Consider the following 16,091-nt stretch of genomic DNA (forward strand, 5'->3'; position numbering starts at 1 on the left):
GCTTCAGCAGGAGGGTCTCAGCCGGACGCGAAGATCGTCTTCTTCTGGCGCTCGATCGAGGTGAGCAGGCTGTCGACGCCCTTGGGGTCGCGGACGAACTTCTGCAGCGCGGGCTGCATCACGGTGGAGGTGAAGTCCGGGCGGCTGTCGCGGTCCATGAACTGGGTGAGGTGCTTGGCGCCGCTGATCATCGCGTAGGCCTTCTTCTGCAGCTCGCTGTACGCGGAGGTGTCGGCCTTGGAGGAGGCGGCGACGACGCTCGGGTCGGCCTTGAGGTAGATCGCCTCGGCCTCCGGGGTGCCCAGGTACTCCAGGAGCTTGACGGCGGAGGCCTTGCTCTTGGGGGCCTTGGAGAGCATGAAGCCGTCGGTGGGGGCCTCGACGGTGTCCTGGCCGTAGGCCGGGTCGATCTCCGGGAACGCGAAGAAGTCGAGGTCGTCGGCGTCGGCCTTGTTCACGAACTGCTGCGCCACGAAGGTGCCCAGCAGGTACATGCCCGCCTTCTTGGAGACGAGGGTCTGGGCGGCGTCCTGCCAGGTGCGGCCGACGGCGCCGTCCTGGTGGTAGGGCAGGAGCTCGGCCCAGTGGTCGAAGGTCTTGCGGACCTTGGCGTCGGTCCAGGATGCCTTGCCCGCCATCAGCTCGACGTGGAAGTCGTAGCCGTTGGTGCGGAAGTTGATCTGGTCGAAGGTGCCGAGCGCGGGCCACGCGTCCTTGTCGCCGAAGGCGATCGGGACCAGGCCGTCCTTCTTCATCTGCTTGCAGAGCGCGATGAGCTGGTCCCAGGTGGTGGGGACGGTGTAGCCGTGCTGCTGGAAGACGCTCTTGCGGTAGAAGAGCGCCCAGGGGTACGTGTACAGCGGGACGAAGTAGTACTTACCGTCCTCGCCCTTACTGAGGGCCTTCATCGCGTCGGGGAAGTTGCCGCCGATCTTCTGCCACACGTCGTCGATGGGGGTGGCGAGCTTCTTGGCCGCGAAGAACTGCATGCGGTAGCCGGCGAACCAGTTGAACACGTCGTCCGGGGTGCCCTGGAGGTAGGAGTTGATCTGCTCCTGGAACGTGTTGTGGTCCTTGGTGTTCACGTCGACCGTGATCCCGGACTGCTTCTTGAAGGCCGCGTAGATCTCGGCGAAGGCCTTCTTCGGCACCGCGTCGGAGGCGTTGGAGCCGAGGGTGACGGTCTTCGGGTCGGCGGCCGTGCCGCTGGAGCCGCACGCGGACAGCAGAGGCATTCCGACGCCCAGAGCGGCCGCCCCGCCTATGCCGCGCAACAGCGTGCGGCGGCTCGGGGAGGGGAGGGAGAGGCGGCCGGAAGGGGAGAGGTGTTGCATGAACGGCTCCTGACACGAGGTTCAGCCATAGGACGGCTGAAAGCTGATCACAATCGACCAGAAATCAACTCGACCGAACACGAGGTGGCGCAATAACAGCCGGATGTCCCGTCATGCGTCAAGAGCAGTCACCTTCATTTGTCGAAACGTAATCGACACACCTTGATCACTCCTTCTCTACATTCTTGATCATTTGACGGCTGCGGACGGTCGGTCGCCCACGACCGCCCGTCCCGCACCGCCGGCCACGTCGACAGCCGCCCCGACCCCTTCGACTTCGCGAAGGCGACGAGTCCGACTGGCGTCCACGACCGTGCGGACGTAACAGGTCACGTCGTTCACGCCGATCGCCGCAGTGACGGCGACCGTGTTCCACGCGGCGCCGCCCATCTGCCCGAGCATGCTCTTGAGCTGGGGCTGGACAGCGGTGGCGGCCTGCTCTGGAGACACCCACGGTACCCCTGCACAACGGGCCGCGGTCCCCCGCCGCGAGGTCCACCGTGCCGGTGCTCACACCATTGGGCTTCGCGACTGCGAGCAGAAACACACCGTAGACACCCCCGGCCGCGGCGCGCCGGTCCGCGCGGCCCCCGCCGTCGCCTGCGAGGTCCCGCCCCGCTCCGCCGTGCGGCCGCCGCCGTCGGTGACGGAAGGATCGACGACGTGGCAGCCCAGCACGCCGACCGGCACCCCGGCACGGCGGACCGGTCGGCAGCCCGGCACGGCGGACCGGTCGGCTGGCTGCACGGGGACTTCAGCCCGTACGGGCAGCCGGCATGCCTCGCGGCGGCGGGCCGGAGGGCGATCAGCAGCCTGGCTTGATCGCATCGCCCGCCCGCCCTCGGCATGTCCTCCCGAACAACTCACGGACACCCTTCCCCGTCCTGGATGACGCGAGAGGCGCCCGGGACCGACGGGACGTCTGCGCACGGATTCCGAGGAGTGGATCATTGATCCGTGCCCGGCGAATATGTGTGACCGCCGTGGCGGTACTGGCGGCCCTGGCGGGCTCGCCCGGACTGGCACAGGCCGAACAACCCCACCCATCGGGGCCGTTGAGCGCCACGGGCGAGAAGCCGCTTCCGCCGGGGTGGCGGATCGACGGGGCGGGCGGGACGCGCGAGCTGGTCTGGCGTGCGCCGAAGGCCGTGCCCATGGGGGACGCGCGGGTCGAGTTCCGTACCGGGGGCCGGCTGCTCGGGGTGCCGAAGCCGGCGAGGGACGGGCGGACCTTCCGTCTCCCCGTCGGCGAGACGCGGCCCGAGCGGCTGGCGGACCTTCGGGTGACGGCCGCGGGGCGCCGGCTGGACGCGCCGGCCGACGACACGCACGGGCCCGGCTCGCGCGGGGCGCGGATGCCCGCGCAGGCGCCGGCGAACGGCGTCGATCCGGGCAGACCAGGCACGTACCGCACGGTCAGCGGGGAGTACGACCTCGCCCCGGTGCACCTGCCCGGGTACGCCGCCCCGGTGGAGATGACCGCCGAGGTGGTGGCGCCGAAGGGCGCCACCGGCAGCCGCCCGCTCGCCCTGTTCCTGCACGGCCGCCACAGCACCTGCTACAAGCCGGGCTCCACGGACGACGTGACCGGCGACTGGCCCTGCGCCGACGGCTACAAGCCGATCCCGAGCTACCTGGGCTATCGGCGTGACCAGCAACTGCTGGCCTCGCAGGGCTATGTGACGGTGTCGATCTCGGCGAACGGCATCAACGCCCAGGACGGGGAGGCCGAGGACGCCGGCGCGCAGGCGCGTTCCTCGCTGGTCCGGCAGCACCTCGCCCGCTGGGCCGACTGGACCGCCCATCGCTCCTCGGCCCCGGCCGTCGTACGCGAGGCGGCGAAGGCGGACCTCTCCCGTGTCCTGCTCGTCGGCCACTCGCGCGGTGGCGAGGGCGTCAACCGCGCCGCCATGGACAGCCTCTACCCGCCGCCGGCCGCCGAGGACGGCTCCCGGGGCCCGGTGCGCTGGAAGGTGCGCGGGACCGTGCTCATCGGACCGACGATCTTCGGCCAGAATCCGGTCGCCGACGTGCCGTCCGTGACGCTGCTGCCGGGCTGCGACGGCGACGTGTCCGACCTGCAGGGCGAGGACTTCGTCGACGGGACGCGCGGGATCAGCCGGGGCTCGGCACTGCACAGCGCGGTCTACGTGGTCGGCGCGAACCACAACTACTTCAACAGCGAGTGGACCCCGGGTGAGGCCGTCGCACCGGCCGAGGACGACTTCGGGACCGACCCGGAGCAGCCGGACCCGGTGTGCACACCGGGCGCCGCGACCCGGCTCACCGCCGCCCAGCAGCACAAGGCGGGCTCCACGTACATCGCCGCCGCGGCCCGGCTCTTCCTCTCCGGGGACGACCGGGTGCGTCCGCTGCTCGACGGTTCCGGCAAGCGGGCCGCGTCCGCGGACCCGGCCCGGGTGCTGACGCACGCGGTCGGCGGCCGCCGCAGCGGTGGTTTCCTGCCGGACGGCGGGGCGAAGGTGACCGGCGCCCGGCTGTGTTCGGCGGTCGACCCGGCCCCTGCGGCGGCCTGTCTGGATCCGGAGACCCCCGGATCGTCACCGCACTTCGCGGGGTGGGAGACGGCACAGGAGACCGGCCGCAGCGCGGTGGACCTGAAGTGGTCCGCGCCGGGCACGGCCGCGCGCGTCACTCCGGGCAGGCCGCTCTCCCTCCGCGGCTCCCAGAAGCTCGCGCTGCGCGTCTTCGTACCGCCGAACACGACCGGCACGAAGTTCGACGTGTCCGTCACCGACTCCTCCGACCGTCGGGTGACACTGGGCTCGGTCCAGCTGGACGGGCTCCCGGGCTCCGCGAGGACCGCCTCCTACTGGGCGCGGGAGGTGCGCGTCCCGCTGTCGGCCGCGACCCGGGCCGGGTTCGATCTCGGGCATGTCAAGTCCCTCGAGCTGACGCCCCGTTCCCAGTCCGGGCGGGCCTGGCTGATGGACGCCTGGGGCTGGGCGCCCGGCACTCCGGCGGTCGCGGCGGCCGCACTGCCGCGTGTCGACGTGGGCCGCACGATCGTCAAGGAGGGCGACTCGGGCACCCGCACCTACCGGATCCCGGTGAAGATCTCCGGGCACGGCAGCGGGCAGGTCCGCGTGTACGTCCTCGACCCGGACAGCGGCCGGGCCGAGAACCGCCTCGTGACCGTACGGCCCGGCAGCGACGCGATCGACGTGCCGGTCGAGGTGAAGGGCGACACGGTCTACGGCGACGACGTACAGCACGACATCGCCGTCAAGGCCGTGCACAACGCCGTCGTCGGCAAGCACCGGGGCGGGGTCACCGTCGAGAACGACGACCCCGAGCCCGTGATCACCCTGTCGCCGGTCGCGGACCGGGTGACCGAGGGAGAGACGCTGACCTGGCGGCTGTCCGTGGAAGCGCCCGTGGCGGTGGACATCTGGCAGCCGGTGCGGGTGCTTCCGGTCACCGAGGGCGCCGAGCTGTCCACCAAGGACGTGGACCCGCAGTGGCTCAAGGACTGGTCCGGTGACGTGCCCGACCCCGAGCGGCCGCTGTCCGACGCGAACCTGTGGGTGTGGATGAACATCCCGCCCGGGAGCACCAGCGTGGACTTCGTGGTGCCCACCGTGCGGGACCAGGTGGCCGAGCCGGCCGAGTCGATGCGGCTCGCACTGACCGACCGCAACGCCAAGCCGCTGCCCGACAGGCCGGCGCTGACGGGGACGGTGCTCGACACGCCGTGAGCACGGTGTCCGAGGGAGCGTGAGCCCCCTCCTGTGCGGGGTCCGGTCCGTCCGGGCCCCGCACTTCGCGTCCCACGGATCCCCGTCACACACGGCTCCGGCCTCGGGGAACATCGGTACAGCCGTTGGCGCTGAGAACGATCATGGTCCGGTCGGTGCGTTGATCACTTGAGGGTGCCATCGTTCGACGACAGGCAGGTCAGACGGGCGTCGCGCTCATGAGGGTGTGGTTTCTCGGGCTGCGCCGGACTCCGGGCCGGCGATGGGCTCGATGCGTGGCCGGGCGAGTCGGGCGTGGTCGGCGCCTGAGACGGCTGCTGACCGGTCGAGGCGGGCGGCGTTGAAGTAGAGCTGCAGTTGGGCGATGACCGCGGGGTCGGCGACGAGTTCGAGGTCGGGATCGAAGGCGAAGGGAAGGACGGTGCCGGGAACGGCGTGGGCCAGCCGTTCGGCGGTGGCGGCGGTGCTGAATCCGACGTACAGGGCGTTGAACAACGCGCGGACGGCGCCCAGGTCGACGCGTCGGTCGCCTGGAACGACGGCCGGCACATGGCGGGTGGTCTTCTTGGCGGTTCTGACTCTGAGGATGATGCACTTCGCTGCCTGGGAGGCGGGGTGTCCGCGCAAGGCGCTGACCGAGTCCGTGGCGCCGTCCGGTTCGTGATCAATGAGCCGGTAGGGCGTCCGGGCGGTATCGAACAGGGTGATCAGGCGCTGGTAGGTGTCATTGTGGGGCACGTTGCATCCTCGTTCTCGGTTCTCGCCGTGGTGGTGCGGTGGCTGCGTTCGATGGCCTGGCCCCAGTAGGTTCCGGCGATCAGCAACACGGCGCCGAGCGTGGCCCAGAGGGTGAGCCGTTCGCCGCCGACGCTGATCCCGATGACGACCGCCCAGATCGGTTCGGTGCCCAGCAGCAGGCTGGCCCGGCTGGCTGAAGTGCCTTGCACGGCCCAGGTCTGGGCGAGGAAGGCGAACACGCTGCAGAACAGGGCGAGATAGATCAGTTGGGTCCAGGTGATGGCACTGCTGCCGAGCAGGTCGGGCAGGTGGGTGCCGGCGAGCGGCAGGAACAGTGCTGTGCCGACGACGGTCTGGGCGGTCGTCAGGTGCAGCGGGTCCATAGGACGGCGCGCGGTGAGCCGTCCGACGAGAGCGACGTGCCCGGCCCGGACGACTGCGGCGGCGAGCATCAGCACGTCTCCGAGCCGTGGTGCGTGCAGCCCGGTGCTGGAAGTGAGCAGGCCGACGGCCACAACGCAGAGTCCGGCAGCCAGGAAGAACGTCCACGGCAGCCGACGGCTGCCGGTGCGGTCCAACAGCGGTGTCAGCACGATGGTCAGGCTGATGATCAGCCCGGCGTTCGCGGCGCTGGTGTGCGCCACCCCGTAGGTCTCCAGCACGAGCACGGCCGCCTGGGTGATCCCCAGCAGCGAGCCGACGCGAACCTCCGCGCGGGTCCAGCGGCGCGTTCGTCGGCGGGAGGCGACCAGGACTCCGCACGCGAGCGCGGAGATTGCATACCGGGCGAACAGGACCGCCGGGACCGGGAGTGCGCCGGTGGCCGTCTTGGCCGCGAGATAGCTGGAACCCCAGACCGCCGCGACCAGGAGAAGTACCGCATCGGTGCGGCGGGCAACATGCATGCCCTCTACGCTGCCCCACCCCGACGTTGAAGGCTACGACCAACTTCTAATCCATATATGTAGCAGCACTACACTGTCAGAGTGGATGAACGACAGCTGCGCATCCTGCGCGAACTCGGAGATCTGGGCAGCGTCAGCGCGGTCGCCGAGGCACTGCACGTGACACCTTCCGCGATCTCGCAGCAGCTGCGACTGCTCCAGCGCTCGATCCCCGTCCCGCTCACCGAACGCGCCGGACGCCGCGTCGTACTGACCGACGCCGGGCAGGCATTGGCCGCGGCGGCGATCAAGGTCGAGACCGCCCTGGCCCAGGCCCGGCACACGATCACCGACTTCGCCGAGCAACCTGACGGCGACGTGTCGGTGGCCGCGTTCCACAGCGCAGCGTCCGCGTTCTTCCCGCCGCTGCTGCGCAGCCTCGCCGGCCCCGGCCGACCCCGCCTGGCGCTCTCGGACGAGGACGTCGCCCAGGACCGCTTCCCCGCTCTCACCCGTCACCACGATCTCGTGCTCGCCCACCGCCTCGAACACGGCCCGCCATGGCCACACAGCGTGACGTCCACGACGCTGCTGCGCGAGCCCCTCGACGTCGCCCTGCCGGCCGGCCATCCGCTGGCGTCCGAACCTCTGCTCACCCCCGGGGAGGTGGCGGACCAGCCGTGGATTACGGTGCACGACGGCTTCCCGCTGATGTCCACCATCGAGGCCATCGCCGGCGTCGCCAACCGCCGACTCGACATCGTCCACCGCATCAACGAATTCGCAGTGGCCGCCGAGGCCGTCGCCGCCGGCGGCGGCCTCGCGCTGATGCCCCGGTGGACCGCCCGGCCGCACCCCGATGTCGTCCTCAGACCGCTCAGCGGAGTACATGCTCGCCGCGCCATCGACGTCCTCCACCGGCCCGAGCGCACCGCCCGAGTGGCCGTCCGAACAGTCCTTGCCGAACTGCAACGCGCCGCCGCGCAGATCCAGGGCCAAGACCGCTGAGCCACCCCAGCCGGGGCCCGGCAGCGATTCTCGACCGCGCGAAGCGCCTGACCGACGGCCACCTGTGAGGAGCGGTTCGGGACCCACCCGGTTCAGGTGGTGCACGAGTGGAACACCGCGGTGCACGTCCAGAACAACGAGGCGGACGCCAAGAAACGCGCGTTCGCCAAGGCCGAGCTGCACGCCTTCTTCGCGCACTGCGACGACGAGGTCGCCCGCATCCGGGCCTTCGGCCGCAAGGGCCGGCTGCCCGCCTTCCGCGACGCGACGCTGTTCAAGACCGCCTACGCCTTCGGGACGCGGCGCAACGAGACTCGGATGCTCGACGCCGCCGACTTCGGCCGCAACCCGCACGGCGGCGAGTTCGGCGAGTACGGCCGCTGCCAGGTCCGGTTCGGCAAGGCCAAGAAGGGCTCGCCGCCCAAACGCCGCGGGGTTCTGACCGTCTTTGACTGGACCCCGGACGTCCTGGACGAATGGTTCACCGAGGTCCGCCCGCTGTTCGGCACCGACAACAACCCGGCAGCCTGGTGCACCGTCTGGTCTCCGGCACCCCTGAACGCCTGTCGTTGCAGGTCATGGCCGCGCTCTGCGACATCCTGTCCTGCACCCCGGCCGACCTGGTGGCCACCACCGCCGAGAACGCCGACGTCCGCAAGACCGCCACCGGCGACCTTCCCACCCCGCCTTCGAACGTCGCGAAGCTCCGCCCCCGCGCGGCCCGCATCCTGCCCGACGCATGACCCGCCCCTACGCCACCGACGAACAGTACGAGCGCTGGTTCATGGCCGATTGCTGCCGATGCGGTCTCCGCAGGCACAAGGCCGGCACCTGGCCGGACGGATCCGTCTGCCGGACCTGTTCGGACCGAGCTGTCCGGACCGAGCTGTCCGGACACAGGGGATATGCCCGGGATGCGGCGAGGACCGGGCCCTTCCTGGGCTCCGTCCTGGTGACGGGGCCGCGATCTGCACTACCTGCGCCGGCTTCTCCCAGACCTTCGACTGCTCACGCTGCGGCTTCGAGGGCAAGCTCCTGCGCGGTCGGCTCTGCGAACGCTGCACGCTCACCGACCGGCTCACCGCACTCCTCGACGACGGCACGGGCCGCGTCCGTCCCCCGCTGGTCCCGCTGTTGGACCTGCTGGTGACGATGGACAAGCCCGGAAGCGGACTGGCCTGGCTGGACATGCGTCGCGGGCAGCTGGGAAACGCCTCGCAGCTGCTTCGTCGACTCGGCCTGGGCGAGATTCCGCTGACCCGCGATGCGTTCCACGAACTCCAGCCCTGGCGGGCAGCCTCCCACCTGGAAGAACTCCTCATGGCCTGCGGAGTCCTGCCCGCGGTCGACAAGCACATCTGTTCTTTCCAGCGCTGGCTCCCCGGCCATCTCTCCGACATCGCCGAACCCGAGCACACCAAGACGATCAAGCTCTTCGCGACCTGGCACGTCCTCCCCGGACTACGAGCCCGAGCCGAGCGGAGCCACATCACACCCAGCATCCGCCGCTTCGCCAGCGAACAGATCAAGTACGCTACCGCCTTCCTGCAATGGCTCGGCGAGCGGAACACCACCCTCGCGTCGTGCGGCCAGGTCGACATCGACGCCTGGTTCGCCGAGCACGCCGAGCACGCCCGCACCCGGCTGAGAGGCTTCCTCAACTGGGCCATGCAGAGCCGTCACTGCCGACGTTCCTTGACCATCCCCACAATGGAGATCTCCCGCCGGCCCGCACTGAGCGAAGACGAACGCCTCGCCGCCCTGGGCAGACTTCTGATCGACACGGAGATACCGATGCGACTCCGCGTCGCCGGAGTCATCGTTCTTCTCTACGCACAACCGCTGAGCCGCGTCGTCCGGCTCACCCTTGACGACGTCATCCGCAACGGCGACGCCGTGCTGCTACGACTCGGTGAGCCACCCTCGCCCGTCCCGGCGCCGGTCTCCGCCCTGCTGCTGGAGCACATCACGAACCGCGGCAACATGAACACCGCGACCAACCCGACGGCCCGCTGGTTCTTCCCCGGCCGCCGGACCGGCCAGCCGCTCGGCCCCAACCACCTGTCCGCGCTCCTGAACGAGGTCGGAATCCCAATCGCCGCCGCCCGCGGCGCCGCCATCCGACAGCAACTCCTCGAACTGCCCGCACCTGTCGTCGCGGACGCTCTCGGCTACCACGACAAGACCACCAGTCGCCTCCGCAACGAGACCGGCGGCACCTGGAGCCGATACGCCGCCGGAGACCACGGGAGGTCACCGGTCGGCTGGGCACCCAAAACAACCGGCGAGAGTTGGTTTCGCGAGCCCATTTGTCATCGGTGCGATGCGAGAACTCGGCCTTCAGGTGATACGAACCGGATCACAGGACACTAGCCCTGCCGTTCCAGCCATTCCGAAATCACCTGGTTGGTTTCTTCTGGCATTTCCTCCTGGACCCAGTGACCGCAGTCCAGGCCGACCACTTCCACGTTGGGCACGAACTCTGCCAGTCTTTCGAACCTCGGGATCGCGAAGTCCTGGTCGCCGTAGATCATGAGGGCGGGCTGCTTGATGATCGGGTCCGCGTCCGCCAGCTGGTGCCAGTTGCGGTCGAGGTTCCTGTACCAGTTGATGCCGCCCGTGAATCCCGACGTCTCGAACGCGGAGACGTAGACGGCCAGGTCGCTGTCGCTCATGATGGGCTCACCGAGTGGTGTTTCCGCCTTGGCGAGGTTGATAAATGCCATGCCCGGCTCAGGGGGTGCGGGGGGCACGTTCTTCCGGTAGAGGTTGCGGAGGAACTGGGAGGTGTTGGCATCGAATGCGGCGTCCGCGACGCCCGGCTGCCGGTTGAAGTGGACGAAGTAGAAGTCGCCGCCGAGGAAGGTTTCCATGACCTCGATCCACGGCGTTTCTCCGCGCTCCTGGTAAGGCAGGCTCAGGTTGATCAGCTTGTTCACCCGGTCGGGGTGCAACAGGGTCAGTCCCCAGACGACGAACGCACCCCAGTCATGGCCGACGAAGGTGGCGTCCTCGTAGCCATAGTGGTCCAGGAGCGCGACGAGGTCACCCGTCAGGTGTTCGATGTCGTAGTCCGTCACCTCGGCCGGGCGGGATGAGTTGCCATAACCCCGCTGGTTCGGTGCGATGACGTGGTAGTCAGCCGCTGCGAGGACGGGCATCTGGTGACGCCAGGAGAAGGCATGCTCCGGCCAGCCGTGGCAGAGCACGATGGGCTTGCCCTTGTTTTCCCGGCCCGCCTCGAAGACTTCGAGCTCCACACCGTTGACCTGGATGAGGGTGGGCTCGGGAAATTCTGCTTGACTGAACACTGCATTTCCTCTCTGGGGGCGTTCGCTGGCGGTTGACCTCCTCGATGAGGTCATGCTGCGACCTTGCTGCCCAAACCGGTCACCCCATGACCGGTTTTTATGAGAGTTTTGTCGGTATGCGATCCAATCGGCTGGTGGCCATACTGCTCTTGCTCCAACGGCGCGAGCAGGTGACAGCCGCAGAGGTCTCCCGAGAGCTGGACGTCTCCGAACGCACCGCCCGCCGTGACCTCGACGCCCTGGCCATGGCCGGGGTGCCCGTGTACTCCGTGCAGGGCCGAGGCGGCGGCTGGCGCCTCGTGGGCGGCGCTCGTACCGACCTGTCCGGGTTGACCGCCAGTGAGGCACGCGCCCTGTTCCTGGCTGTCGGTCCGGCCTCGGATGCGACGCCGGCGATGAAAGCAGCTCTGCGCAAGCTCGTCCATGCTCTACCGAAGCCCTTCCAGGTGCAGGCCGAGGCAGCGGCGGCGTCGCTGGTCGTAGACCCGCAGCGATGGGGTGCGAGCCGGATCGAGCACCGGCCGCCTCGCTTCCTCGACGAACTCCAGGACGCGGTGATCAGCGGCGTCCAGGTGTCGCTCGGCTACGTCGACAGCAAAGGCGTCGAAACCCGGAGAACCGTCCACCCGCTGGGCATCGTCGCCAAAGGTCCTGTGTGGTATCTCGTCTCCAACACCGAGACCGGCCGACGGATCTTCCGGATCGACCGCGTGTCGTCCGCCCACCCGACCGGCGACCCTGTGCACCGACCCGGGGACTTCGACCTTGCCGAGAGCTGGAATGAGATCGCCGAAGAGGTCGATCGCAAACGAACGCCGCTGGAGGTCCAGGCGGTATGCACACCCGACGGGATAGGCATACTCCGGATGGCGCTCGGCGACCGGCTCGACGTGGGAGGTTCCACAACCGATGGCCGCATCGAGGTCGTGATCCGCGGCCCCAATGAGTACATCCTCGCCGGCGAGCTCTCCGGGCTGGTCGAATGGGTCGAGGTGACCGGCCCTCCGGGGGTCCGAGACCACCTGGCCTCGATCGGCAACGCCCTCGTGGAACGATACGGCCAGCCGCGCACCAGCGGAGACCTTCACCCGTCTTGAAGCGGACGAGGCAGGGCTTCGAGAACAGTTCCGCTCGATAGGCTGGGTTTGTCCGTTCCGGCAGGAGCCCGGTCACGACGCCGGCGGGTCCGCTGGCCTGGCTCTCTGCGGGTGGATCGTCTCGTGCCGGACCAGCATCGCCACGCACTCGGCGATCTTCCGGGTTCGCGTCTCGGCCCGCTTGACGGCATTGACCCGGCTGATGAGGGCGAAGCGGTTGGTCTTGGTGAGTACCTCGAACATCGCCTGCGCCGCTGGGTCGGCGGCGATCGCGACGCGCAGGTCGGCCGGCACCTCCGCTCCCGATGACGGCGCATAGGCGGCCGTCCACCGCCCGTCGGCCTTCGCGGCGTCGACCGCGGCGCGGCCGGCGGGCTGCATCAGGCCGGCCGCCTCCAACCGGGCCACGTTGGCGACGTTGCGCCGGGACCAGACGCTGCGGGGCCGGCGCGGGGTGTACCGCCGCCAGGAGCTCTCCTCGTCGCGCTTGCGGGCCTGCCCGTCGATCCAGCCGAAGCACAGTGCCTCGTCGACCGCCTGCTGCCAGGTCAGCGTGGTAACGGTGCCGCCCTTCCTGGCCAGGGCGAGCCACACGCCAGGAGAGGCGGTGTGGTTGTCCAGCAGCCACGCGCGCAGCGCCGCGCCGTCAGCAACGATCAACTCATCCAGCTCGGTTCCGGTCACCACCGCAGGTTAGTGCCGCAACCAGATGTCGCGACCTGTCGGGGTGACTCGTTGAGCCCGCGGCGTCGATGTCGGCCTGGCTCGCCCTCGCCGACGCCACCGTGAAGAACGGCTACCCTCTCCGGTCAGCTCAACGACCTCGGCGTCCCCACAGCCGCCGCCCGGACCGGAGCGATCCGCCACAGTGGGTCCTGGAGATGCCCGCCCCGTCGTCGTCGACGCCCTCGGCTACCACGACGTCATCGCGCCCCGCCTCGCATCCGAGGTCGGAGAAGACTGGAGTCGCTACGCCGACGACCACGTACGGTCACCAGCAGGCTGGGCCCCAGGCGGAACTGGCGACAGTTGAATAGGCGAGCCCACCAGTACCGAGGCCGGGGCCCTGTGAGGGGGGAAGCGCCGCCGGACGTCCTCCCGAACCAGGTCGGCCGCGTGCTCGCCGGTCCCGTCCCCGTCCCCGTCCCGCCCTTCCCCCTCCTCGCGTCATCTGACCGCCGGGCGTCTGCGGCGTCGGACGGCGCCCCGGTGGCCCCTGCGCACCGGGGCGCGGCCGTCCAGCTGTATCCAGAGACGGATCTCGGCCCCGCCCAGCACCGAGGAGCCGATGCGGACGTCGCCGCCGGTCGACTCCACGAGACGGCGGACGATGTCCAGGCCGAGGCCCGTGGAGCCGTCCGCGCCCGAGCCGCGGCCGCGGGCCATCGCCGCCTCCGGGTCGGGTATGCCGGGGCCCGCGTCCGACACCAGCACGATCACCGCGTCGTCGCCGTTGTGGACGTCGACGGCCAGGGCCGTTCCCTCCGGGGTGTGCCGGAAGACGTTGCCGAGGAGGGCGTCGAGGGCGGCGGCCAGGTCGGCGCGGGCCACGGGCACGCGCACCGGTCGGTCGACGCCGGCCGTGCGCACCTTGCGGCCCTCGTCCTCGGCGAGCGCCGACCAGAACGCCATCCGCTCCCGCACCACTTCGGCCGCGTCGCACCCGGCGCCGGGGCCGGGTACGGCCGTCTGCGGCTTCGCCTCCCGGGCGGTGCGGATGATCGTGTCGACCTCCCGCTCCAGCTGGGCGACCGCCGTGCGGGTCTGCTCGGCGGCCGGGGAGTCGCCGAGGGAGGCCGCGTTGAGCCGCAGCACGGTGAGGGGGGTACGCAGACGGTGGGACAGGTCGGCTGCCAACTCTCTTTCGTTGAAAAGCAGTTGGACGACCTGATCGGCCATGGAGTTGAACGCGACAGCCGCCAGGCGCAGTTCGTTCGGCCCCTCCTCCGGCACCCTCGCGCCGAGCTTGCCCTCCCCCAGTTCGTGCGCGCCCTCCACCAGCCGCCTGGCCGGCCGCACCATGCGTACACCCAGCCGGTCGGCGACCGCGACCGAGCCGACGACCAGCGCGAACCCGACCGCCGCCAGCACCGCCCAGGCCGTGCCGACGCCGTTGCTCATCTCGGACTCGGGGACGTACACCTCGATCACCACGGTTCCCAGGCTCAGCGCCACGGGCTGAAGGAGCGCGGACCCGCCCGGGACGTCCGTCGTGGAGGCGCGCCCCAGCTTCCGCACGGCCGCGACGTCCGCGGCTGCGGCGCGCTGCCGGCCGAGGTCGACGGCCGCCCGGCCGTCGACCGCCGGCAGGTGCACGGCCATGCCGTCGTCGGACCCGGCGGAGGCCACCACCCGTTCCAGCTGGTCGCGGTCGGTGGTGATGGACAGCGCCGGCACCACGACCGCGGCCTCCCGCTCCGCGTTGGAGAACGCGCGGTCGCGGGCCATCTCCCTGACGACCAGACCGAGCGGGACGGCGAAGGCGACCACGACCATGGTGGTGACCGCCAGGCAGACCTTGACCAGAGCCCATCTCACAGCACCGGCCCCCCTTCCCCCGGTGGTTCGAGCTTGACGCCGACGCCCCGCAGGGTGTGCAGATACCTCGGGCGAGCCGCCGTCTCGCCCAGTTTCCGCCGCAGCCACGACAGATGGACGTCGATGGTCTGGTCGTCGCCATAGGACTGCTGCCACACCTCGGCGAGCAGCTCACGACGCGGGACGACGACTCCGGGCCGGGCCGCGAGGAAGGCGAGCAGGTCGAACTCGCGGCGGGTGAGGTCGAGTCGTGCGCCGTCCAGCCCGGCCTGCCGACGCAGCGGGTCGACGGTCAGGCCGCCGACGCGCAGGACGCCGGAGGGCGCGGCCTCCCCGGCGCCGGGCCGGGCCCGCCGCAGCACGGCCGCCATCCTCGCCGACAGGTGCTCCACCGAGAACGGCTTGGTCAGATAGTCGTCCGCACCCGCGTTCAGCAGCCGGACGATCTCCGCCTCGTCGTCGCGCGCGGTGGCGATGATGACCGGGACGTCGGTGATGCCGCGCAGCATCTTCAGCGCCTCGGAGCCGTCCAGGTCGGGCAGGCCGAGGTCGAGCACCACCACGTCGAAGCGGAAGTGGGCGACCTCGCGCAGCGCCTCCAACGCCGTGCCCACGCTGCGCACGGTGTGCGAGGCGTCGGTCAGCTGCCGGATGAGCGCCGAGCGGACGAACTGGTCGTCCTCGACCACGAGCACACTTGCCATGCGCCGCAACCTACGCCATGCCGCCGAGCGCCATCCGGGCCTGTGGACAACTCGGCTCCTGTGGACAACTCGGCTCCTGAGCACGACCGGTGAGCGCCGTGCGTGGGGGTGGGCACATCCGTGCGACACGGGTGAGGCGGGTGGGGCAAGATGGCCGGCGATGCGCAGAGGACTCGTTCACGTACTGGCCTGGTCGCTCGCCACCGGCGCGGCGGTCACACTGTCGTGGTGGGGAGTCCACACGGTGCTGGCGGGCACGGTGTACGACCCGCCGCGCGCCCTGCCGCTCAGCGTGGCCGAGGCGACCGCTCCGGGGCCGAAGCAGCCTGCCCCGCCGACGAGCCGGCCTTCGGCGGAGCAGAGCCCGCCGTCCCCAGGGCGGACACCGACACCCCCGACGGCCCCGGCTCCCTCGCGGCCGGTGGTCGCGAGCCCCTCCGCGTCCACCACCACCGCTGCCTCGGCCTCCGCCTCCGCCTCCGGGCAGATCAAGAGCTACGACACCGACGGCGGGCGGGCCGTCTTCGAGCTCGGCCGGACGTCGGGGACGCTCGTCTCGGCCACCCCGGGCGCGGGCTGGTCGATGCAGGTGTGGAAGACGGAGTGGTGGATCCGGGTGGAGTTCACCTCCGGCGCGGACCGGGTGTCCGTCTTCTGCACCTGGCACGACGGGCCGCCCCGCGTGGAAGTGGGGACCTACTAGTGTCCTGCGCCTGAAATTCCTAGGTAGTTTCGGCTGAGTTGCGGGCGGTCAACAC

Annotated in this window: 14 protein-coding genes; 6 read left to right on the forward strand and 8 right to left on the reverse strand. The window is 70.3% G+C overall.

Annotated features, from left to right (window positions below; all coding sequences use genetic code 11):
* Window positions 1-17: 17 nt before the first annotated feature.
* Both IE239_RS00955 and IE239_RS00960 read right to left on the reverse strand, forming a co-directional pair.
* On the reverse strand, window positions 18-1,334 hold the full coding sequence (locus IE239_RS00955) for an ABC transporter substrate-binding protein (protein ID WP_190147259.1): 1,317 nt from the start codon (window positions 1,332-1,334) through the stop codon (window positions 18-20).
* A gap of 189 nt (window positions 1,335-1,523) precedes the next feature.
* Entirely contained in the window at window positions 1,524-1,784 is a 261-nt protein-coding gene (locus tag IE239_RS00960) for a hypothetical protein (protein WP_190147260.1), read from the reverse strand.
* Window positions 1,785-1,997: 213 nt separating this feature from the next.
* Between IE239_RS00960 and IE239_RS00965 the strand changes: the two genes are divergently transcribed.
* Both IE239_RS00965 and IE239_RS00970 read left to right on the forward strand, forming a co-directional pair.
* A complete protein-coding gene (locus tag IE239_RS00965) occupies window positions 1,998-2,156 on the forward strand; it encodes a hypothetical protein (protein ID WP_190147261.1) in 159 nt (52 codons plus the stop codon).
* Between the two features lie 152 nt (window positions 2,157-2,308).
* On the forward strand, window positions 2,309-5,053 hold the full coding sequence (locus IE239_RS00970) for a hypothetical protein (RefSeq protein WP_229877646.1): 2,745 nt from the start codon (window positions 2,309-2,311) through the stop codon (window positions 5,051-5,053).
* Between the two features lie 216 nt (window positions 5,054-5,269).
* On the opposite strand, the gene IE239_RS00975 is transcribed toward IE239_RS00970, so the two are convergent.
* Entirely contained in the window at window positions 5,270-5,791 is a 522-nt protein-coding gene (locus IE239_RS00975; protein ID WP_190147263.1) for a YbaK/EbsC family protein, read from the reverse strand.
* Entirely contained in the window at window positions 5,761-6,696 is a 936-nt protein-coding gene (locus tag IE239_RS00980; RefSeq protein ID WP_190147264.1) for a DMT family transporter, read from the reverse strand. The genes IE239_RS00975 and IE239_RS00980 overlap by 31 nt, the downstream gene beginning before the upstream one ends.
* A gap of 81 nt (window positions 6,697-6,777) precedes the next feature.
* Here IE239_RS00980 and IE239_RS00985 point away from each other — a divergent pair, with 81 nt between their 5' ends.
* Together IE239_RS00985 and IE239_RS43450 are read left to right on the forward strand one after the other, a co-directional pair.
* A complete protein-coding gene (locus tag IE239_RS00985) occupies window positions 6,778-7,683 on the forward strand; it encodes a LysR family transcriptional regulator (protein ID WP_190147265.1) in 906 nt (301 codons plus the stop codon).
* A 96-nt stretch (window positions 7,684-7,779) separates the two neighbouring features.
* Window positions 7,780-10,056 carry a hypothetical protein gene (locus IE239_RS43450; RefSeq protein ID WP_444545006.1) on the forward strand — a complete coding sequence of 759 codons (2,277 nt, stop codon included), beginning with the start codon at window positions 7,780-7,782 and terminating at the stop codon, window positions 10,054-10,056.
* Here IE239_RS43450 and IE239_RS01005 read toward each other — a convergent pair.
* Window positions 10,053-10,994: an alpha/beta fold hydrolase gene (locus tag IE239_RS01005; protein ID WP_190147266.1), complete on the reverse strand. Its 942-nt coding sequence runs from the start codon at window positions 10,992-10,994 to the stop codon at window positions 10,053-10,055. The two genes, IE239_RS43450 and IE239_RS01005, sit on opposite strands and share 4 nt — an antisense overlap.
* A gap of 116 nt (window positions 10,995-11,110) precedes the next feature.
* Here IE239_RS01005 and IE239_RS01010 point away from each other — a divergent pair, with 116 nt between their 5' ends.
* Window positions 11,111-12,091, forward strand: coding sequence for a helix-turn-helix transcriptional regulator (locus IE239_RS01010; protein ID WP_190147429.1), 981 nt, complete (start codon window positions 11,111-11,113; stop codon window positions 12,089-12,091).
* Between the two features lie 72 nt (window positions 12,092-12,163).
* On the opposite strand, the gene IE239_RS01015 is transcribed toward IE239_RS01010, so the two are convergent.
* The 3 genes from IE239_RS01015 to IE239_RS01025 form a co-directional block, all read right to left on the reverse strand.
* Window positions 12,164-12,775: a YdeI/OmpD-associated family protein gene (locus IE239_RS01015; RefSeq protein ID WP_190147267.1), complete on the reverse strand. Its 612-nt coding sequence runs from the start codon at window positions 12,773-12,775 to the stop codon at window positions 12,164-12,166.
* A 483-nt stretch (window positions 12,776-13,258) separates the two neighbouring features.
* Window positions 13,259-14,629, reverse strand: a complete 1,371-nt coding sequence (locus tag IE239_RS01020; protein ID WP_190147268.1) for a HAMP domain-containing sensor histidine kinase — start codon at window positions 14,627-14,629, stop codon at window positions 13,259-13,261.
* Window positions 14,626-15,333, reverse strand: coding sequence for a response regulator transcription factor (locus IE239_RS01025; protein ID WP_190147269.1), 708 nt, complete (start codon window positions 15,331-15,333; stop codon window positions 14,626-14,628). The genes IE239_RS01020 and IE239_RS01025 overlap by 4 nt, the downstream gene beginning before the upstream one ends.
* A 160-nt stretch (window positions 15,334-15,493) precedes the next feature.
* Between IE239_RS01025 and IE239_RS01030 the strand changes: the two genes are divergently transcribed.
* Window positions 15,494-16,036 carry a hypothetical protein gene (locus tag IE239_RS01030; protein WP_190147270.1) on the forward strand — a complete coding sequence of 181 codons (543 nt, stop codon included), beginning with the start codon at window positions 15,494-15,496 and terminating at the stop codon, window positions 16,034-16,036.
* The last annotated feature ends 55 nt before the right edge of the window (window positions 16,037-16,091 follow it).

Source organism: Streptomyces humidus, from assembly GCF_014649655.1.
In the GTDB taxonomy this organism is placed as follows: Bacteria; Actinomycetota; Actinomycetes; order Streptomycetales; family Streptomycetaceae; genus Streptomyces; species Streptomyces humidus.

Coding starts and splice junctions, on each gene's coding strand:
- IE239_RS00955 (WP_190147259.1), bottom strand. CDS start 1,334: ATGCAACACCTCTCCCCTTCCGGCCGCCTCTCCCTCCCCTCCCCGAGC.
- IE239_RS00980 (WP_190147264.1), bottom strand. CDS start 6,696: ATGCATGTTGCCCGCCGCACCGATGCGGTACTTCTCCTGGTCGCGGCG.
- IE239_RS01010 (WP_190147429.1), top strand. CDS start 11,111: ATGCGATCCAATCGGCTGGTGGCCATACTGCTCTTGCTCCAACGGCGC.
- IE239_RS01025 (WP_190147269.1), bottom strand. CDS start 15,333: ATGGCAAGTGTGCTCGTGGTCGAGGACGACCAGTTCGTCCGCTCGGCG.
- IE239_RS01030 (WP_190147270.1), top strand. CDS start 15,494: ATGCGCAGAGGACTCGTTCACGTACTGGCCTGGTCGCTCGCCACCGGC.